Origin of the sequence: Cryptosporangium arvum DSM 44712, assembly GCF_000585375.1 — a bacterium.
Lineage (GTDB): Bacteria > Actinomycetota > Actinomycetes > Mycobacteriales > Cryptosporangiaceae > Cryptosporangium > Cryptosporangium arvum.
On sequence record NZ_KK073874.1, the window covers coordinates 8,267,001 to 8,281,633 of the forward strand.

General features: G+C 69.7%; 14 protein-coding genes and 1 pseudogene. 6 read left to right on the plus strand and 9 right to left on the minus strand.

The genetic code is table 11. The features are described 5' to 3' along the window. Positions 1–10 precede the first annotated feature (10 nt). From CRYAR_RS37735 to CRYAR_RS44740, 3 genes are read right to left on the minus strand one after another with little or no spacing between them, the layout of a single operon-like run. A complete protein-coding gene (locus tag CRYAR_RS37735; RefSeq protein WP_035857979.1) occupies positions 11–823 on the minus strand; it encodes a carbohydrate ABC transporter permease in 813 nt (270 codons plus the stop codon). Next, a complete protein-coding gene (locus tag CRYAR_RS37740; protein ID WP_211247836.1) occupies positions 820–1,680 on the minus strand; it encodes a carbohydrate ABC transporter permease in 861 nt (286 codons plus the stop codon). Before CRYAR_RS37740 ends, CRYAR_RS37735 begins: the two co-directional genes overlap by 4 nt. Continuing rightward, on the minus strand, positions 1,677–2,990 hold the full coding sequence (locus CRYAR_RS44740) for an ABC transporter substrate-binding protein (RefSeq protein WP_035857981.1): 1,314 nt from the start codon (positions 2,988–2,990) through the stop codon (positions 1,677–1,679). Before CRYAR_RS44740 ends, CRYAR_RS37740 begins: the two co-directional genes overlap by 4 nt. Positions 2,991–3,170: 180 nt before the next feature. Here CRYAR_RS44740 and CRYAR_RS37750 point away from each other — a divergent pair, with 180 nt between their 5' ends. The 4 genes from CRYAR_RS37750 (at position 3,171) to CRYAR_RS44185 (ending at position 7,029) form a co-directional block, all read left to right on the plus strand. After that, positions 3,171–4,373, plus strand: coding sequence for an ROK family transcriptional regulator (locus CRYAR_RS37750; protein ID WP_051571458.1), 1,203 nt, complete (start codon positions 3,171–3,173; stop codon positions 4,371–4,373). 116 nt (positions 4,374–4,489) lie between these two features. Beyond that, positions 4,490–5,473, plus strand: a complete 984-nt coding sequence (locus tag CRYAR_RS37755; RefSeq protein ID WP_035857986.1) for a glycosyl hydrolase — start codon at positions 4,490–4,492, stop codon at positions 5,471–5,473. Between the two features lie 78 nt (positions 5,474–5,551). Further along, complete coding sequence (locus CRYAR_RS37760; RefSeq protein ID WP_211247837.1) at positions 5,552–6,388, plus strand: LacI family DNA-binding transcriptional regulator; 837 nt, start codon at positions 5,552–5,554, stop codon at positions 6,386–6,388. Between the two features lie 23 nt (positions 6,389–6,411). Then, the gene (locus tag CRYAR_RS44185; protein ID WP_051571460.1) at positions 6,412–7,029 is read left to right on the plus strand and encodes a hypothetical protein; all 618 of its coding nucleotides are present in this window, start codon (positions 6,412–6,414) and stop codon (positions 7,027–7,029) included. 10 nt (positions 7,030–7,039) lie between these two features. Here the strand turns inward: CRYAR_RS44185 and CRYAR_RS47800 are convergent. Further along, a pseudogene (locus CRYAR_RS47800) lies at positions 7,040–7,174 on the minus strand (DUF5996 family protein); the annotation flags it as partial. 76 nt (positions 7,175–7,250) lie between these two features. Further along, positions 7,251–7,997, minus strand: coding sequence for an SDR family NAD(P)-dependent oxidoreductase (locus tag CRYAR_RS37770; protein ID WP_035857990.1), 747 nt, complete (start codon positions 7,995–7,997; stop codon positions 7,251–7,253). 57 nt (positions 7,998–8,054) lie between these two features. Between CRYAR_RS37770 and CRYAR_RS37775 the strand changes: the two genes are divergently transcribed. Beyond that, the gene (locus CRYAR_RS37775; protein ID WP_035857994.1) at positions 8,055–9,086 is read left to right on the plus strand and encodes a DUF4331 family protein; all 1,032 of its coding nucleotides are present in this window, start codon (positions 8,055–8,057) and stop codon (positions 9,084–9,086) included. Here the strand turns inward: CRYAR_RS37775 and CRYAR_RS37780 are convergent. Genes CRYAR_RS37780 through CRYAR_RS37790 form a run of 3 tightly spaced genes read right to left on the minus strand, consistent with a single transcriptional unit; the run spans position 9,073 to position 12,172 of the window. Then, positions 9,073–10,503: a protoporphyrinogen/coproporphyrinogen oxidase gene (locus CRYAR_RS37780; RefSeq protein ID WP_157018381.1), complete on the minus strand. Its 1,431-nt coding sequence runs from the start codon at positions 10,501–10,503 to the stop codon at positions 9,073–9,075. The two genes, CRYAR_RS37775 and CRYAR_RS37780, sit on opposite strands and share 14 nt — an antisense overlap. Then, the gene (locus CRYAR_RS37785) at positions 10,410–11,411 is read right to left on the minus strand and encodes a terpene synthase family protein (RefSeq protein ID WP_035857999.1); all 1,002 of its coding nucleotides are present in this window, start codon (positions 11,409–11,411) and stop codon (positions 10,410–10,412) included. Before CRYAR_RS37785 ends, CRYAR_RS37780 begins: the two co-directional genes overlap by 94 nt. Positions 11,412–11,416: 5 nt before the next feature. Further along, the gene (locus tag CRYAR_RS37790) at positions 11,417–12,172 is read right to left on the minus strand and encodes a S1 family peptidase (protein WP_035858002.1); all 756 of its coding nucleotides are present in this window, start codon (positions 12,170–12,172) and stop codon (positions 11,417–11,419) included. Positions 12,173–12,555: 383 nt separating this feature from the next. Here CRYAR_RS37790 and CRYAR_RS37795 point away from each other — a divergent pair, with 383 nt between their 5' ends. Then, positions 12,556–13,152, plus strand: coding sequence for a MarR family winged helix-turn-helix transcriptional regulator (locus tag CRYAR_RS37795; protein ID WP_035858005.1), 597 nt, complete (start codon positions 12,556–12,558; stop codon positions 13,150–13,152). A gap of 14 nt (positions 13,153–13,166) precedes the next feature. Here CRYAR_RS37795 and CRYAR_RS37800 read toward each other — a convergent pair whose 3' ends face one another. After that, positions 13,167–14,633, minus strand: a complete 1,467-nt coding sequence (locus tag CRYAR_RS37800) for a catalase (RefSeq protein ID WP_035858008.1) — start codon at positions 14,631–14,633, stop codon at positions 13,167–13,169.

Genomic DNA, 14,633 nt, shown 5'->3' on the forward strand with positions numbered 1-14,633 from the left:
GGGTCCTCGCTCATTTGGTTGCTCCGGCGGTGACGCCGTTGTAGATGAATCGCTGCAGCAGCAGGAAGATCACGACGGTGGGCAGGATGACGATCATCGTGCAGGCCGCGATCGTCTCCCACTGCGCGCCGTACGGGCCCTTGAAGCGGAACAGCGCCGTCGAGATGACGTTCAGCTCGGGCGATCGCAGGTACAGAAACGGTATGTAGAACTCGTTGTAGACGGCGATGCCTTTGATGATGACCACGGTGGCGATGGCCGGCTTCATCAGCGGGAGGATCACCCGCCGGTAGACGGTGAACCGGGACGCCCCGTCGAGCACGGCGGCTTCGTCGAGGCTGATCGGGATGGCCGAGATGAACTGGATGAAGATGTAGATCGACACGATGTCGGTGCCGGTGAACAGCACGACGGCCGACCAGAGCGTGTCCACGAGCCCCATCGACTTGACGATCTGGTACGTCGCGACCTGCGTGGTGACGCCGGGCACGAGCGCGGCGACCAGGAACAGCCCGAGCACCAGCCGTTTGAACGCGAACGCGAACCGGCTGATCGCGTAGGCGGCGAGCGTGCCGACCGCGACCGTGCCGACCAGCGAGACCACCAGGATGATCGTCGTGTTGAGGAAGCCGCGGAGCATGTCGCCCTCAGTCCAGGCGGTGGCGAAGTTGGCGAAGTTCAACCAGTTCCGCGGCGGGGTGAGCGGGCCGGTGCGGTTGTACTCCGCGTGCGTCTTGAGCGAGGCGAACAGCACGACGACGAGCGGCAGGAGGACGACGAACGACGCCAGCACGAGCGAGCCGTACTTGCCGATGCGGCTCATGACAGCGTCACCTCCTCGTCCGGCAGCAGCCGTCGTTGGATCCACGTCGCGAGCAGGACGATCACCAGCAGTGCGACGGCCATCGCCGACGCGAGGCCGATCTTCCGGAACCCGAACGCGGTCTGGTACGCCTGGATGACGAACGTCGTGGTGCCGTTCGCGCCGCCGGTCATGATGAACGGGATCTCGAAGACCGACAGGCTGCCGGAGATCGCCAGGATGAACGAGAGGCTGATGATCCGGTGGATCCCCGGCGCGATGATGTGCCGGAACTGGTGCCAGCGGCCGGCGCCGTCGATCTCCGCGGCCTCGTAGATCTCCCCCGGAATGGACTGGATGGCGCCGAGGAACAGCACGAAGCTGAGCCCGGTGAACCGCCAGACCGAGGTACCGGCGAGCGAGACGTTGGCGAGGTCGGGGTCACCCAGCCACAGCTGGGTGTGCTCGCCCAGGCCGACCAGGCGCAGCAGCGAATCGAGCGTGCCGCCGGGTTGGAACAGGAAGAGGAACACGAACCCGACCGCGACGCTGTTGAGCAGGTACGGAAAGAACAGAATGCCTTTGAACAGCGAGCGGAAGCGGACGTTGAACGACAGCAGAACCGCGAAGTAGAGCGCGATGGCGATCTGGACGAACGACGCCCCGAAGTAGTAGAGGCTGATCAGGAAGACCCGCCAGTACTGCTCGTCGGTGAAGACCCGGACGTAGTTGTCGACGCCGACCGGCTCCATCGTCGTGCTCAGGCCGTTCCAGCTGTGGAAGCTGTACCAGATCATGTTGCCGACCGGCACGTACGTGAACGTGATCAGCAGGGCCAGGGCGGGCCCGAGGTAGCACCACGGGCGAAGCCACCTCACTTCATGACCTTGGCCTGCGCGGCGCCCCACCGCCGGTTGAGGTCGTCGAAAGAGGACTGCCGGCTGCCGTCGGCCGCGCCGCGGGCGATGTCGACGAGCTTCTGCCGGTAGATGTTCCCGGTCAGGTCGATCTCGGCTTCCTTGATGATCTCGTCTTCCTTGCCCGCGTTCTTCGTCGCCGCGGGCAGGTCGAGCAGGACGACGCCGGTGTTCTGGAAGTCCTCGATCACCGCGGGCATCTGCTGGGCCAGCGCGGGCGGGATCGCCTGCTGGTCCGCCGCGAAGCCGGACTCGTCGACCATCCAGTCGAGCAACGCCTTCGCGGTTGCCTTGTTCTTCGAGTTCCGGCTGACCGCGGCGGAGTAGTCGGCGGTGATCTCGGCGTGGAACTTGCCGCCGGTGCGGAACGGGAACGGCCAGAGCGCGATGTCGGCCGGGTCGGTACCGGCCGTCTTCGCGGCCGCCTGCATCTGCGGCACCGCCCACGAGCCGAGCAGCATCGTCGCCACCTGGCCGGCGGCGAGCATCGTCTTGGAGCTCTCCCAGTTCGTCGTCACCGGGTCCTTCTCGCTGAGCCCGCCGTGCACGATGTCGAAGAGCAGGCCGTCGGTGACGTACTGGACCTTCCCCTGCTGCCAGGGTGCCCGGTCGGTGGGGAACTCCTCGAAGATCGCCGGGTCGTTCAGGATCGCCCGGTGGTTGTTGAACTCGCTCAGCGGCCACCCGTCCTTGTAGTTCGTGTAGTACGGGATCGCTGCGGTCTTCTGCTTGATCGCGCGCAGCCCGGCGAGGAACGCCTCCGGGGTCGGGGGTGGCGCGGTGACGCCCGCCTGCGCCCAGATCCGCTTGTTGACCACGACGCCCTTGGCGATGCCGCCCAGCGACAGGCCGTAGACCTGGCCGTCGAACGCCCGCTCGTCGGTGAAGCGGTACTTCTCGCGCAGGTCGTCGAGGGCACCCAGCGGCTCGAAGAACTGACCCAGTTCGCCGACCGGAACCCCGTTGGGGATCAGCAGCACGTCGCCGTAGTCGCCGCCGGACAGCTGCGTGGTCACGTCGCCGTCGTAGTTGGTGACGCCCTGGAACTTCACGGTCGTGCCCGGGTACTTGGCCTCGAACTTCTTCGCGTAGCCGGGCAGCACCGTGCTCACCAGGTCGGTGCGGTTGGTGAGCATCGTGACCGTGCCGCTGACGTCGCCGGAGAAGTCGCCGCCACCGGCGTCCCCGTCCTCGGCGCCGCCGGTGCAGCCGGACACCAGCGCGACCGTGGCGGCGGCGCTCAGCCCTAAGAAGTTCCTTCTGGTGATCATGCCCAGGGGTCCCGTTCTGCCAGGTGAAGAGGGGGCCAGCATGGGACGTTCGTCGCTGCCGTGTCAAGATTAGATTACTAATTTATCTAAAGCCCAGGCGGGATCGCGGGGGCGGGCCCGGTACGGTACGCGTGAGCGGAAGCCCCGTTCTCGGTGCGAGGAATGTGGAGAAAACCCCTGATGGCACGCCGAGAAGCGCCCGCGGCCGGCCCCGGAAGCCGGGCTCTCGTCGTCGACACTGTCCGGTCGGCGGTGACGATCAGCCGGGGCGAGCTCGCCGAGCTGACCGGGCTCACCCAGCCGTCGATCTCCAACATCGTCCGCGACCTGATCGCCGACGGGATCATCCACGAGATCGGCTCGGCCGACTCGACGCACGGCCGGCGACGCAAGCTCATCGCGATAAGCGCGGCGAACCGGCTCGGCATCGGCTTCCACCTCGGAGCCGACACGGTCACGTGCGTCGCCGTCGACCTCACCGGAGGTGTGGTCGGCCGGGAGGTCGTGCCCCGCCCCGCCGACGACGGGCGGCTCGTGGAGCACCTGGCCCGCCGGTTCGGCGACTTCACCGACGGCCTCGACATCCCGCGCGGCCGGATCGAGGGCCTGGCCGTGGTCGCGCCCGCGCCGACGCCCGGCACGACGGCCGCCGGGACTGTCCCCGCGGCCTCACCCGAGCTCACCAGCGTGCGCACCGAGCTCAGCGAGCGCGCCGGCGTGCCGGTCCTGGTGGAGAACGACTCCGCCGCCGCGGCGCTCGGCGAGTTCTGGAGCCGCCGGGTGTCGCGCGACCAGGCGTTCGGGTGCATCTACCTCTCGTCCGGGATCGGCGCCGGGCTTGTCTTCGGCGGCGCGCTGTTCCGGGGTGAACGGTTCGGCGCCGGGGAACTCGGCCACACGTCGATCGACTACGACGGACGGCCCTGCCCGTGCGGTAACCAGGGGTGCGTCGAGCAGTACGCCTCGACCCGGGCGACGGTGACCGCGGCGCGGCAGGACCCCGCGCTGAGGGCCCGGCTACCGCTGGACGGCAGCGACGCGAGCGCCTACGACGCCGTCGCCAGGGCCGCGGTCAACGGCGACGCCGACGCGCGCCGCCTCCTGGACCAGGCGGCCGACTGGCTGGGCGTGGCGACCACCTCGATGGTCAACCTGCTCGACCTGGGTCGTCTGGTGCTGACCGGCCCCGGCGTCGCGGTGGCCGGCTCGATCTACGCCCGGCGGCTGCGTGATCACTTGAGCGCGCGGGTCCACTCCCGACAGCGGCACGTCGTCTCGGTCGAGCTCTCGGCTCAGCCGCGTGACGCGGCCGCGATCGGTGCCGCCGCGCTCGTCGTTCAAGCGTCGATCGCCCCTGGTCACACCCCGGGCCAGCCGGCCTGAGCCCGACCATCCGCAGCTGGAGACGTAAATTAAATTAATAATTCTTAGATTGACGAACGGCAAGCGGGGCGGGAATCCTGACCCCACCGCGCCCCGTTCGAAGGGATCCGTTCCTCATGAGACTGCTCACCGCACTGACCGCGGCGCTCGTCACCGTCGCCGCGGTCGCGATCACCACCCCCGCCCACGCGTTTCCCGCCGCGTCGCCGGCCACGGTCGTCGGCTACCTCAAGTCGATCACCGGGAAGAACATCGTCAGCGGCCAGCACAACAAGGAACCGGCGAGTGCACCCCAGCAGTACTCCCAGCAGGCCCGCGACGTGACCGGCCAGTGGCCCGGCCTGTGGGGCGGCGAGATGCAGTTCAACCCGTCCGACGTCGCCAACCGCCAGGCCGTGGTCAACCAGGCCAAGACCGAGTGGAAGAACGGCTCGCTGGTCGCGCTGACCTGGCACGCTTGCTCGCCGACGGTCGGCGCCACCTGCGCGTTCGAGGGCGGCGTCAAGACCACGATCAGCGACGCGCAGTTCCAGCAGATCGTCACGCCGGGAACCGCGCTCTCCACCGCGTGGCGCAACCAGATGGCGGCCGTGGTGCCCTATCTCCGACAGCTCCGGGACGCCGGTGTCCCGGTGCTGTGGCGCCCGTTCCACGAGATGAACGAAGCCTGGAACTGGTGGGGCCACCGCCCGGGAGCGAACGGCAGCGCGAAGCTCTTCCAGCAGATGCGTGACTACTTCACCAGCCAGGGCCTGACCAACCTGATCTGGGTGTGGAACGTGCAGGACAACCCGGCCGGTGGCTGGGCGAGCTACTACCCGGGCAGCAGCTACGTCGACGTGGTGACGCTCGACGCCTGGTACAAGAACCACCCGTCGGCCGGCGACTACCAGCAGATCCTGTCGATCGCCGGGAGCAAGCCGATCGCCATCGCCGAGATGGGCAAGGTGCCGACCGCGGCCCTGCTCTCCGCCCAGCCGAAGTGGTCGTACTTCATGGTCTGGTCGGAGCAGCTGAAGGGCAGCAACACCAACGCGGAGATCCAGGCCGCGTACTTCCTCCCCCAGGTCTTCAACCAGGGCGAGGTCCGGATCGGGTAGTCGACCGGCACGGCGGTGCGGGCCCGGGCCCGCACCGCCATGATTACCGGTGGCGTCGGGAACGGGAGGACATTCGTGATGCAGGTGCCACGACGGGTGGGGCTCGTGCTGGCCCGGGCCTCCCGGACGCTCGGCGAGGAGCCCTACTACCACGAGTTCATCGAGGGGCTCGAGCGCGTGCTGGCCCCGGCGGGCATCTCGGTGCTGGTCAAGATCGTCACCGACCGGGCGGCCGAGAACGCCACGTACGAGCAGTGGTCGGCCCAGCAGCGCGTCGACGGCGTCGTCCTGGTCGACCTCCGGCCCGACGACGACCGCGTGGACCTCGTCCGCCGGCTCGACCTGCCCGGGGTGGTGATCGGCGACCCGTCCACCGCGGCCGGCCTGCCCACGGTGTGGACCGACGACGCCGGGTTCGCGCGGGAGGCGGTCCGGTTCCTGGCCGAGCGCGGCCACACCGTCCTGGGGCAGGTCAGCGGGCCGCTCTCGTTCGCGCACTCCCAGCTGCGCCGCGGTGGCTTCGAGTCGGAGGCCGCGGCGCGTGGCCTGACGTTGACGAGCGCCGAGGGTGACTACTCGCTGGAGTCCGGCCGGACCGCCACCACCGAGCTGCTCACCGCGGGCGCTCCCCGGCCGACCGCGATCGTCTACGACAACGACCTCATGACGATCGGCGGCCTGGAAGCGATCGCCGAGCAGAAGCTGACGGTCCCCGCCGACCTCTCGCTGATCGCCTGGGACGACTCGGCCCAGTGCCAGCTCGCCGTCCCGGCGTTGTCCGCGATGAGCCACGACGTCGGCCGGATCGGCGAGATCGCGGCCGGGGCGGTGCTCGACGCGATGCGCGGCGGATCCGACGGCGACGTGTACGAGGCTCCCAAGGCGCACATCGTCGAGCGGGAGAGCACCCGATAGACGCCGGCGAATAGGGTCTGGGTATGACCGGCCTGACGATGGTGGCTTTCATTCGTGTCCCGGCGGATCAGGCTCCGGCCCTGACGCGCTACGAGGACGCCGTGCTGGGCCTGCTCCCCAGTCACGGCGCGCTCGTCGAGCGGCGGGAGAAGTCGGCCGACGGCAGCGCGGAGGCGCACCTGCTCAGCTTCCCGTCCCGGGAGGCGATCGACGCGTTCGACGCCGACCCGGCCCGCGCCGAGGCCCGGGCGGGCATCGACGCCTCGACCGTGGAGGCGCTGCGCTTCCTGCTGGACCCGGAGGACGGGCCCGACGACATCGTGCTGTGGCGCTTCCTGACCGATGAGTGGTTCAGCATCCTGCTGGAGAAGGGGCAGGACCTCGCCGACGTCGACCTGTTCCTGCTGGCCGACGTCCTGTTCGACGTCGACCACTACGTCGCGGCGGCGCGCGGGCTGGCGGCCGAGACGCTCCCGGAGGCGGCCGAGCTGACCTCGCCGGAGATCACGTTCTACGCCGGAGAGCAGTGGGTGGTGCGGTTCGCCGAGGGCGCTCCGGACCCGGAGGGCGTGCTCGTGGTGTTCGACGGACGTGACCCGTTGCGTCTGGAGGAGCTCGACGCCGACGAGGCCGCGGAGTAGCCGGCGGACTTCACCGGGCCCAGCGCTGGGGGTTGTCCTCCAGGGCGGCGCGGTCCCAGCGGCCGAGGTCGGCGGCCGCGTCGTAGGTGGTGCGGAGGAACTCCGCGATGGCGCGGTCGGGGTCGGGTGCGGCCCGCGCGACCTCGCCGAGCACGCGGTTGGCCTGCAACAGCTGCCGCCAGAACAGCGTGGCCGCCGCGGCGTCGTAGGAGGCGTGGGGCTCAGTCGTACATTAGGCCGCCGTCGATCAGCAGGCCGATGCCGGTGATGAACGCGGCCTGGTCGGAGAGCAGGTAGGCCACGGCCTGGGCGATCTCCTGGGTGGTGGCGATCCGGCCCATCGGGATCAGCTCGGCCCACTCCCGCTGGTTCTCCTCCGGGAAGGCGGCCAGCCCCGCGGTCAGCACGGTGCCCGGGCAGATCGCGTTGATCCGGATGTTGCGGCGCGCGTACTGCAGCGCGGCGTTCTTCGTCAGGCCGATCACGCCGTGCTTGGCCGCGGTGTACGCCGCCATCCCGGGCGCGTTCTTGAGCCCGGCGTTCGACGCCATGTTGACGACGCTGCCGTGCCCGGCGTCGACCATGACCTTGAGTTCGGCCCGCAGGCACAGGAACGTGCCACGCAGGTCGACGCCGAGCACCTGGTCCCAGGTCTCGATCGGGAGTTCGTGCAGGTCGCTGGGTGCGTGCCCGATCCCCGCGTTGTTCACGGCCAGGTCCAGGCCGCCGAGGTGACGCACCGAGCGATCGATCAACGCGTCGACGCTGTCCGGGTCGGCGACGTCCGCGTGGACGAACGTGGCCTGGCCGCCGTCGGCGCGGATCGTCTCGACGGTCCGCTCACCGCCGTCGACGTCGATGTCGGCGACGACGACCCTGGCGCCGAGCGAAGCGAGGTGCGCCGCGGTCGCCCGGCCGATCCCGGAGCCGGCCCCGGTCACCAGAACGCCCGCGTTGCTGAAAGTCACGGCGATATGCTCCTCAAGTTGGTAGGACTCCTATCGAGATCGTGGCATGCTGGGCCCATGTCCCACCACTTGGATTCACCGCTGGCCCGTCAAGACCCCCGACTCAACATCACCGACCAGTACGTCTTCGACGTCGACGACGCGACCGTGCTGGTCATGAACGTCCGCACCTCGCTGGCCGGCGCCGACAGCCCGGCCGGTTTCCACCCCGAGGGCAGGTACGAGTTCAAGATCCACCAGGGCGACGCCGACCGGGAGTCGCTGACGTTCCGCGTCACGTTCGACCCGGAAGCCGCCGACGGAGAGCAGACGTACCGCCTGGACCGCCTCGACGGTGACGACGCCGGGCGCGATGACGCCACCGGGACGACCCTCGTCGAGGGCCGGACCGGCCAGGCGATCGACGGCCCCGACGGCCTCCGGGTCTGGGCCGGCCGCGCCGCCGAGCCGTTCTACCTCGACCTCCGGCTGCTCGGGGCGGTCGACCAGGCGGTCCAGCACGGCCAGGACGTCCCGATCACCGGCTACTCGGCGGCGGAGAACACGTTCGCCGGGGCCGCGGTCGACAGCATCGTGCTCCAGCTCCCGCACACCGATTCCGTGGTCGCGCTCGGCCGCGACCTCCGGGTGTGGAGCGTCGCGAAGCTGGCCACGGACGCCGGCGGCTGGCGTCAGATCAACCGGGCCGGCCTGCCGATGATGTGGCCGATCTTCCGGGACGCCGAGAGCGACGTCGCCAGCGAGGCCGACCAGACCCACCCGGCCGACGACCGGGTCAACTACGCCAAGACGATCACCGACCTGATCGCCGGCGTCGTGGCCCGGCGCGGCACGTCGTCCCGGCCGGACGCGTACGCGGCGGCGGTGACCGATCGGCTGACCCCGGACACCCTGCCGTACCGGGTCGGTACGCCCGCGGTGTTCGGCTTCGCCGGGTTCAACGGCAGGCACCTGGCCGACAACGCCCCCGAGGTGATGTTCTCGCTCGTCACCAACAGTGCGGTGACGACCGGGCTCACCGCGGACCAGACCGCGGCGACCCGGTCGGAGACGTTCCCCTACGTGGTTCCCAGCGCTACGCCCCGATGATCTGGCGCGCGGCGCGCTCCCCCGAGCTCAACGACGTGTTGGTGGTGGCGGCCGAGAAGTAGTCGCCGGCATAGAGGACCCGGTCCGCCGGCGACCGACTTCCGAGGAAGCGCCCCAGCGCCGCGGTGCTGCCCGGGGAGCGCGTCGGCGCGCAGGGGTTCCACCGCTTCACGAACGACATCTCCACCCGCCCGGCCAGACCGCGCAGGCTCTCGAGCTTCGCGATCTCACCGAGGGCGGCGTCGGCGACGGAGACGTCGTCGGCCTCCCAGTGCCGGCGGCACCACTGGTCCCGCCAGGAGAACGTCATCAGCCCCTTCCCGTCCGGGGCTCTCCCGGGCGCCCGGCGGTGATCGTTGATCCACACGAACAGGTCCCGATGCTCGGACTTCGGGACGTTCACCCAGATCGCCTCCTCGGGCAGGCGCTCGGTGAGTCCGAACATCACCTGGATGCTGCGGACGAGCCGGAGCGTCGTGAAGTAGTCGCGCGCCTCGGGCGTCATCTGGGGGAAGATCTGCGGGAGGTCGAGCGCGGGAACGGCGAAGACGCAGTAGTCGGCCGATTCGGTGCGTTCGGCCCCGTCCGCGGCCCGCCACGTGACCTGCACCTCGTCGCCCGTCACCTCGACGTGCTCGACCCGGCAGCCCAGCCGCACGTCCAGGTCCTTCGCCAGCCCGAGCGGAAGGAACGACATCCCCTCGGGCGAGTTGAAGTACGAGCCTCCGAGCAGGTAGTGCTGGATCGTGAAGAGCACCAGGCCGATCGTGAACTGATCGGCGTCGACCAGGTTCATGGCGCGGCCGAGCGGGCCGACGACGTACTCCAGCAGCTCCTCGTTGAGGCGCCGCTTGCTGTAGTCCTCGGCCGACTCGTCCCAGTCGGTCGCGCCGGAGAAGTCGTCCCAGCGGAGCGTCGACCGGGCCCGCCGGACGTCGCGGAGCAGCCGGATCGCCTTCAGCTTCGATCCCGGGCCGAGCAGCCGGGACCGCACCAGCTCCCCCACCGGCCACTGGGCCGCCGGGTCGACCCGATGGACGTCGGTGCCCCTGAGCGTGCCGATCAGCCCGCTGGTCGGCACGACCTTGCTGGTCAGGCCGGCGTCGGCGATGAGGCGTTTCATCTGGACGTACGACGACGTGAGTACCGACGCGCCGGTGTCCAGGAGGTAGTCGCCCACCCGTTCGGACTGCATCCGGCCACCGACGCGATCGCTCGCTTCGAGCGTGATCACGTCGGCTCCGGCCTGGGTCAGCCGGAACGCCGCGGTCAGACCGGCGATGCCCGCGCCGACGACGACGACCTTCCGGCCCGCGAGATCGGTCATCGGTCCATCCCTTCGAAGATCAGGTCGTCGGTTCCGCCGAGGCTCTCGAGCGCTCCGGCACGGCCGTACCGGTCCGTGCGGGCGTACCAGGCGAGGTGGCCGCTGAGCAGGTGTTCCAGACCGACCACGTAGGAGGCGGCGGCCCGCCGCGCACGATCGTCGAGAGCCAGCCGGTCGAACGCCACCAGCACCGCGTCGCGCCGGCTCAGGAACTCACCCAGCCGTTCGACGAAGATCCGGTGGGCCAGCTCGACCGCCTCCGGCAGGCTGCACCGTCGCTCCTCACGCAGGCTGAGCACGACGTTGTGGGACTCGCCGTTCGCGAGCTCCCGGTCGAGCGAGCGCAGATCCTGGATGACGATCATGAGGTGCCCGGACGTGGACAGCAGCGCCGCGAATTCCGGGCTGTCGCGCACGGCCGCCGGGAGGACGATCCCGTCGGCGAACTCCGCCAGGTCCGCGAGCACCGGCCAGGCGAACGTGTTCATGCGCAGGTCGAAGTAGGCCCCCGGCGCGGGAATCCGGTTCGCTGCCCGGAACTCGAGCTCGCGGACCAGGCTCCGGCAGTAGTCGTCGAGATGACCGAGCAGGCGTTGGCGCAGTGGAGCGGGCACGGCGGAGAGCCGGTTCCTGCGCAGATCACTCAACGCGGTCAACAACGGTCCGGACGCGGGGGCACCGGCCAGGACCGCCGACACCTGGTCCGCGGCCCTGGCCGCGTTGGCGGGCGACCCACCCAGGCGGTGCACGTCGAAATGGTCGTCGTACACGAACATCCAGGCCACGAGTTCGGCCAGCGTGCGAAGCTCCTCCGCGCCCGCAGCGGGATAGAGGGACGCGACGAGCAGGTCGAAGCGCGCCCGCTCGAACTGCCGGTTCAACTCGGGCGTGGCCAGACCGGACCGCTGCAGCCAGTGGCGCAGTCGCGCACCGAGCGTCGTGGAGTGCGGGTTGATCCGGGCCGGGAACGGAACGCGCAGGACGGGAACGTCGATCATCGCGGTCAGAATTCGCCGATCGTCTCGGTGATCCAGTCGGCGGCGACGTCGACGCGGGCCGTGGTCTCCTCGCCGCTGTGCGGGCAGCCCGGGCCGCTGCTCTCGGTCGACACGACCTCCGGCCCCGCCTCGGTCATCCGGAAGTACGGTGCGCCGGAGTCGAGCAGGCAGGCGCTCGTGTCCGGCGCCGGCTCCTCGCCGGTCACGCCGATCGTCGAATCGTCCACACTGGCGACCGTGAACAGGCCGGTCTGCAGATGCTCGGCGGCGGTCGTCAAGCCACCTTTCAGAGCGCCCCAGCCGGTCAGCCGGAGTTGCTCGCCGGCCTCGGGCTCGATCGCGGCGACCATGATCGGCTCGATGTCGGTCACCGGGGTCTCCAGCCGGGCCAGCGCGATGTCGTTGACCGGGGACTGCCTCACCTCGGTCACGGCCACGTCCACTCCGCCGTCACCGTCGGCCTCGACCCGGCCGAGCACCACCGTCGTGTCATAGGGCACCGGGCCACCGACCCGCTTCCCCGCGACGTCGTGGAAGCAGTGCCCGGCGGTCAGCACCCACTCCGGCGCGACGAGCGCGCCCGAACATCCGCTGTCGCGGGTAGTGCCGTCGGAGTTCGGGATGCCGGTCATCGTCAGCCGGGCCGCGAACTGGAAGTTGCCCTCGTCCACCGGGACGCCGTTGGCCAGCGCGTGAGCCGGTGACGCGGTCAGCACCAGAGCGGCACCGACAGCTAGGACGAATATCGAAAGCGAACGCAAGTCAACTCCTTGATAGGTAGGACTCCTTTCTAACTTCCGGATCGGCGGACGAGCGGCAAGGGACGGATTCCGGTCACTGACGCCGGACGGCGCTCCGTCCTCCACGCGTCGATCGATCGCCGATTCGACGGTGTGACCAGCGCAGACACCGGGCCGTCCCGCCGAGTTCATCCGGTGCGACGTCGACCACATGAGACCGTGGTCACGCCGGTCCTCCCGCCTCCGTCTGGGCAGGCTCGACCCGAAACGGACCCATCCGACGAGGAGCCCCGCTCCGGCACATCCGGCTCGAAGTCGGCCATCCTCGCAGCTGAGCGGGGTCGGTGGCACTCGGAAGCAACCGCTAACGAGCTAGGATGACGTGTCCTACCGAAGGCGGTCAGATGATCGACGGCACGGCCGACCTGGATCGGCGGCTGGCGGATACCGTCGAGCGGCTCGCGAACGGCTTGCGCGCGCTTGCTCAGCGCAGCGCCCGCCGGCACAACCTGTCGCCGCTGCAGCAACAGGTCGTGCTCGCACTCAGCCGGCAGCCCCCGGCCCGGCGCGAGGTCAACGCGCTCGCCGGCGAGTTCGACGTCACCACACCCACCGTCTCCGATGCCGTGGCCGCGCTCGAACGCAAGCAGTTGCTGACCCGCTCACCGGGCTCGGACGGGCGTCGACGTGTGCTCACGCTCACCGAGCTCGGCACCACCGTCGCCGAGGAGCTCAGCGGGTGGGACGGCTCGCTACTCGAAGCGCTCTCCGTCCTGCCGGTGGAGGACCGGGCGACGACGCTGCACACGCTGCTGCGCGTCATCGCCGACCTGCAGCGCCGGGGCGCGATCAGCGTCGCGCGCACGTGCACGACGTGCCGGTTCTTCCGGCCCGACGTGTACCCCGATCCGGCCGCTCCGCACCGGTGCGAGCTGCTGCAGATGCCGCTGCCCCTCACCGAGCTCCGGACCGACTGCCCGGAGCACGAACTGGTCGGATAGCGGCCGGTCGGGCGTCACAGCGCGCCGATCGCCTCGCACGCCTTGCGTACGCCCTCGCCGTAGGCGGGATCGGCCTTGGCGCAGTTCGCGACGTGGCGTTCGACGGTCTCCCGGCGGGCGCCCTTGATCGCTCGCGCGGTGTTGTCGAACAGCACCTGCTGCTGCGCGCCGGTCATCGACCGGAACAGGTCACCCGGCTGCTCGTAATAGTTGTCGTCGTCGGCCCGGAAATCGAACCGATCGGCGGTGCCACCGACGGCCCGGGCCGGCTCGGCGAACGCCGGCTGCTCGGGCCAGCGTCCGAAGCTGTTCGGCTGGACGCCCGGCACGCCACCCTGGTTGCCGTCGACACGCATGGCCCCGTCCCGGTGGTACGAGTTCACCAGCCGCGCGCCCCGCGGGTAGTTCACCGGGATCTGGTGGTGGTTGACGCCCAGCCGGTAGCGGGCCGCGTCCCCGTAGGAGAACAGACGTCCCTGGAGCATCTTGTCCGGGCTGAGCGAGATGCCCGGCACGACGTTCGCCGGCGTGAACGCGACCTGCTCGACGTCGGCGAAGTAGTTCTCCGGGTTGCGGTCGAGTTCGAGCACGCCCACCTCGATCAGCGGGTAGTCCTTCTTGCTCCACACCTTCGTCAGGTCGAACGGGTGGAAGCGGTAGTCCTCGGCGTCGCGCTCCGGCATGACCTGGACGTAGAGCTTCCAGCTCGGGAAGTCGCCGCGCTCGATGGCGTCGAACAGGTCGCGCTGGTGGGACTCGCGGTCCTGACCGATGAGCGCGCCGGCCTCCTCGTCGGTGAGGTTCTGAATCCCCTGCTGGGTGCGGAAGTGGAACTTCACCCAGTGACGCACCCCGGCGGCGTTGACGAAGCTGAACGTGTGGGATCCGAAGCCGTGCATGTGGCGGTAGGAGCGGGGAATGCCGCGCTCGCTCATCACGATCGTCACCTGGTGCAGTGCTTCCGGCAGGTTCGTCCAGAACCCCCAGTTGTTCTCCGCGCTGCGCATGTTGGTGCGCGGGTCACGCTTCACGGCGTGGTTCAGGTCGGGGAACTTCAGCGGGTCGCGGAAGAAGAAGACCGGAGTGTTGTTGCCGACGACGTCCCAGTTGCCCTGCGGGGTGTAGAAGCGCACGGCGAAGCCACGGATGTCGCGCTCGGCGTCGGCCGCACCGCGCTCGCCGGCGACCGTGGAGAAGCGCACGAACGTCTCGCACGTGTTGCCGACGGCGTTGAAGAGCTCGGCCATCGTGTAGCTGCTGACGTCGTTGGTGACCGTGAAGGTGCCGAACGCGCCGGAGCCCTTGGCGTGCATCCGCCGCTCGGGGATGACCTCGCGGTCGAAGTGTGCGAGCTTCTCCAGCAGCCAGAGGTCCTGCAGCAGCACCGGCCCACGTGGACCCGCGGTGAGACTGTTCTGGTTGTCCGCGACCGGCGCCCCGGCGGCCGTGGTCAGCGGATCGAGGTTGTCTTCGGCGGCCAT

Bases quoted from the DNA above. Each gene is read 5' to 3' on its own strand.
- CRYAR_RS37735 (WP_035857979.1), bottom strand. From the start codon at position 823: ATGAGCCGCATCGGCAAGTACGGCTCGCTCGTGCTGGCGTCGTTCGTC.
- CRYAR_RS44740 (WP_035857981.1), bottom strand. From the start codon at position 2,990: ATGATCACCAGAAGGAACTTCTTAGGGCTGAGCGCCGCCGCCACGGTC.
- CRYAR_RS37750 (WP_051571458.1), top strand. From the start codon at position 3,171: ATGGCACGCCGAGAAGCGCCCGCGGCCGGCCCCGGAAGCCGGGCTCTC.
- CRYAR_RS37755 (WP_035857986.1), top strand. From the start codon at position 4,490: ATGAGACTGCTCACCGCACTGACCGCGGCGCTCGTCACCGTCGCCGCG.
- CRYAR_RS37760 (WP_211247837.1), top strand. From the start codon at position 5,552: ATGCAGGTGCCACGACGGGTGGGGCTCGTGCTGGCCCGGGCCTCCCGG.
- CRYAR_RS44185 (WP_051571460.1), top strand. From the start codon at position 6,412: ATGACCGGCCTGACGATGGTGGCTTTCATTCGTGTCCCGGCGGATCAG.
- CRYAR_RS37775 (WP_035857994.1), top strand. From the start codon at position 8,055: ATGTCCCACCACTTGGATTCACCGCTGGCCCGTCAAGACCCCCGACTC.
- CRYAR_RS37785 (WP_035857999.1), bottom strand. From the start codon at position 11,411: ATGATCGACGTTCCCGTCCTGCGCGTTCCGTTCCCGGCCCGGATCAAC.
- CRYAR_RS37795 (WP_035858005.1), top strand. From the start codon at position 12,556: ATGATCGACGGCACGGCCGACCTGGATCGGCGGCTGGCGGATACCGTC.
- CRYAR_RS37800 (WP_035858008.1), bottom strand. From the start codon at position 14,633: ATGGCCGCCGAAGACAACCTCGATCCGCTGACCACGGCCGCCGGGGCG.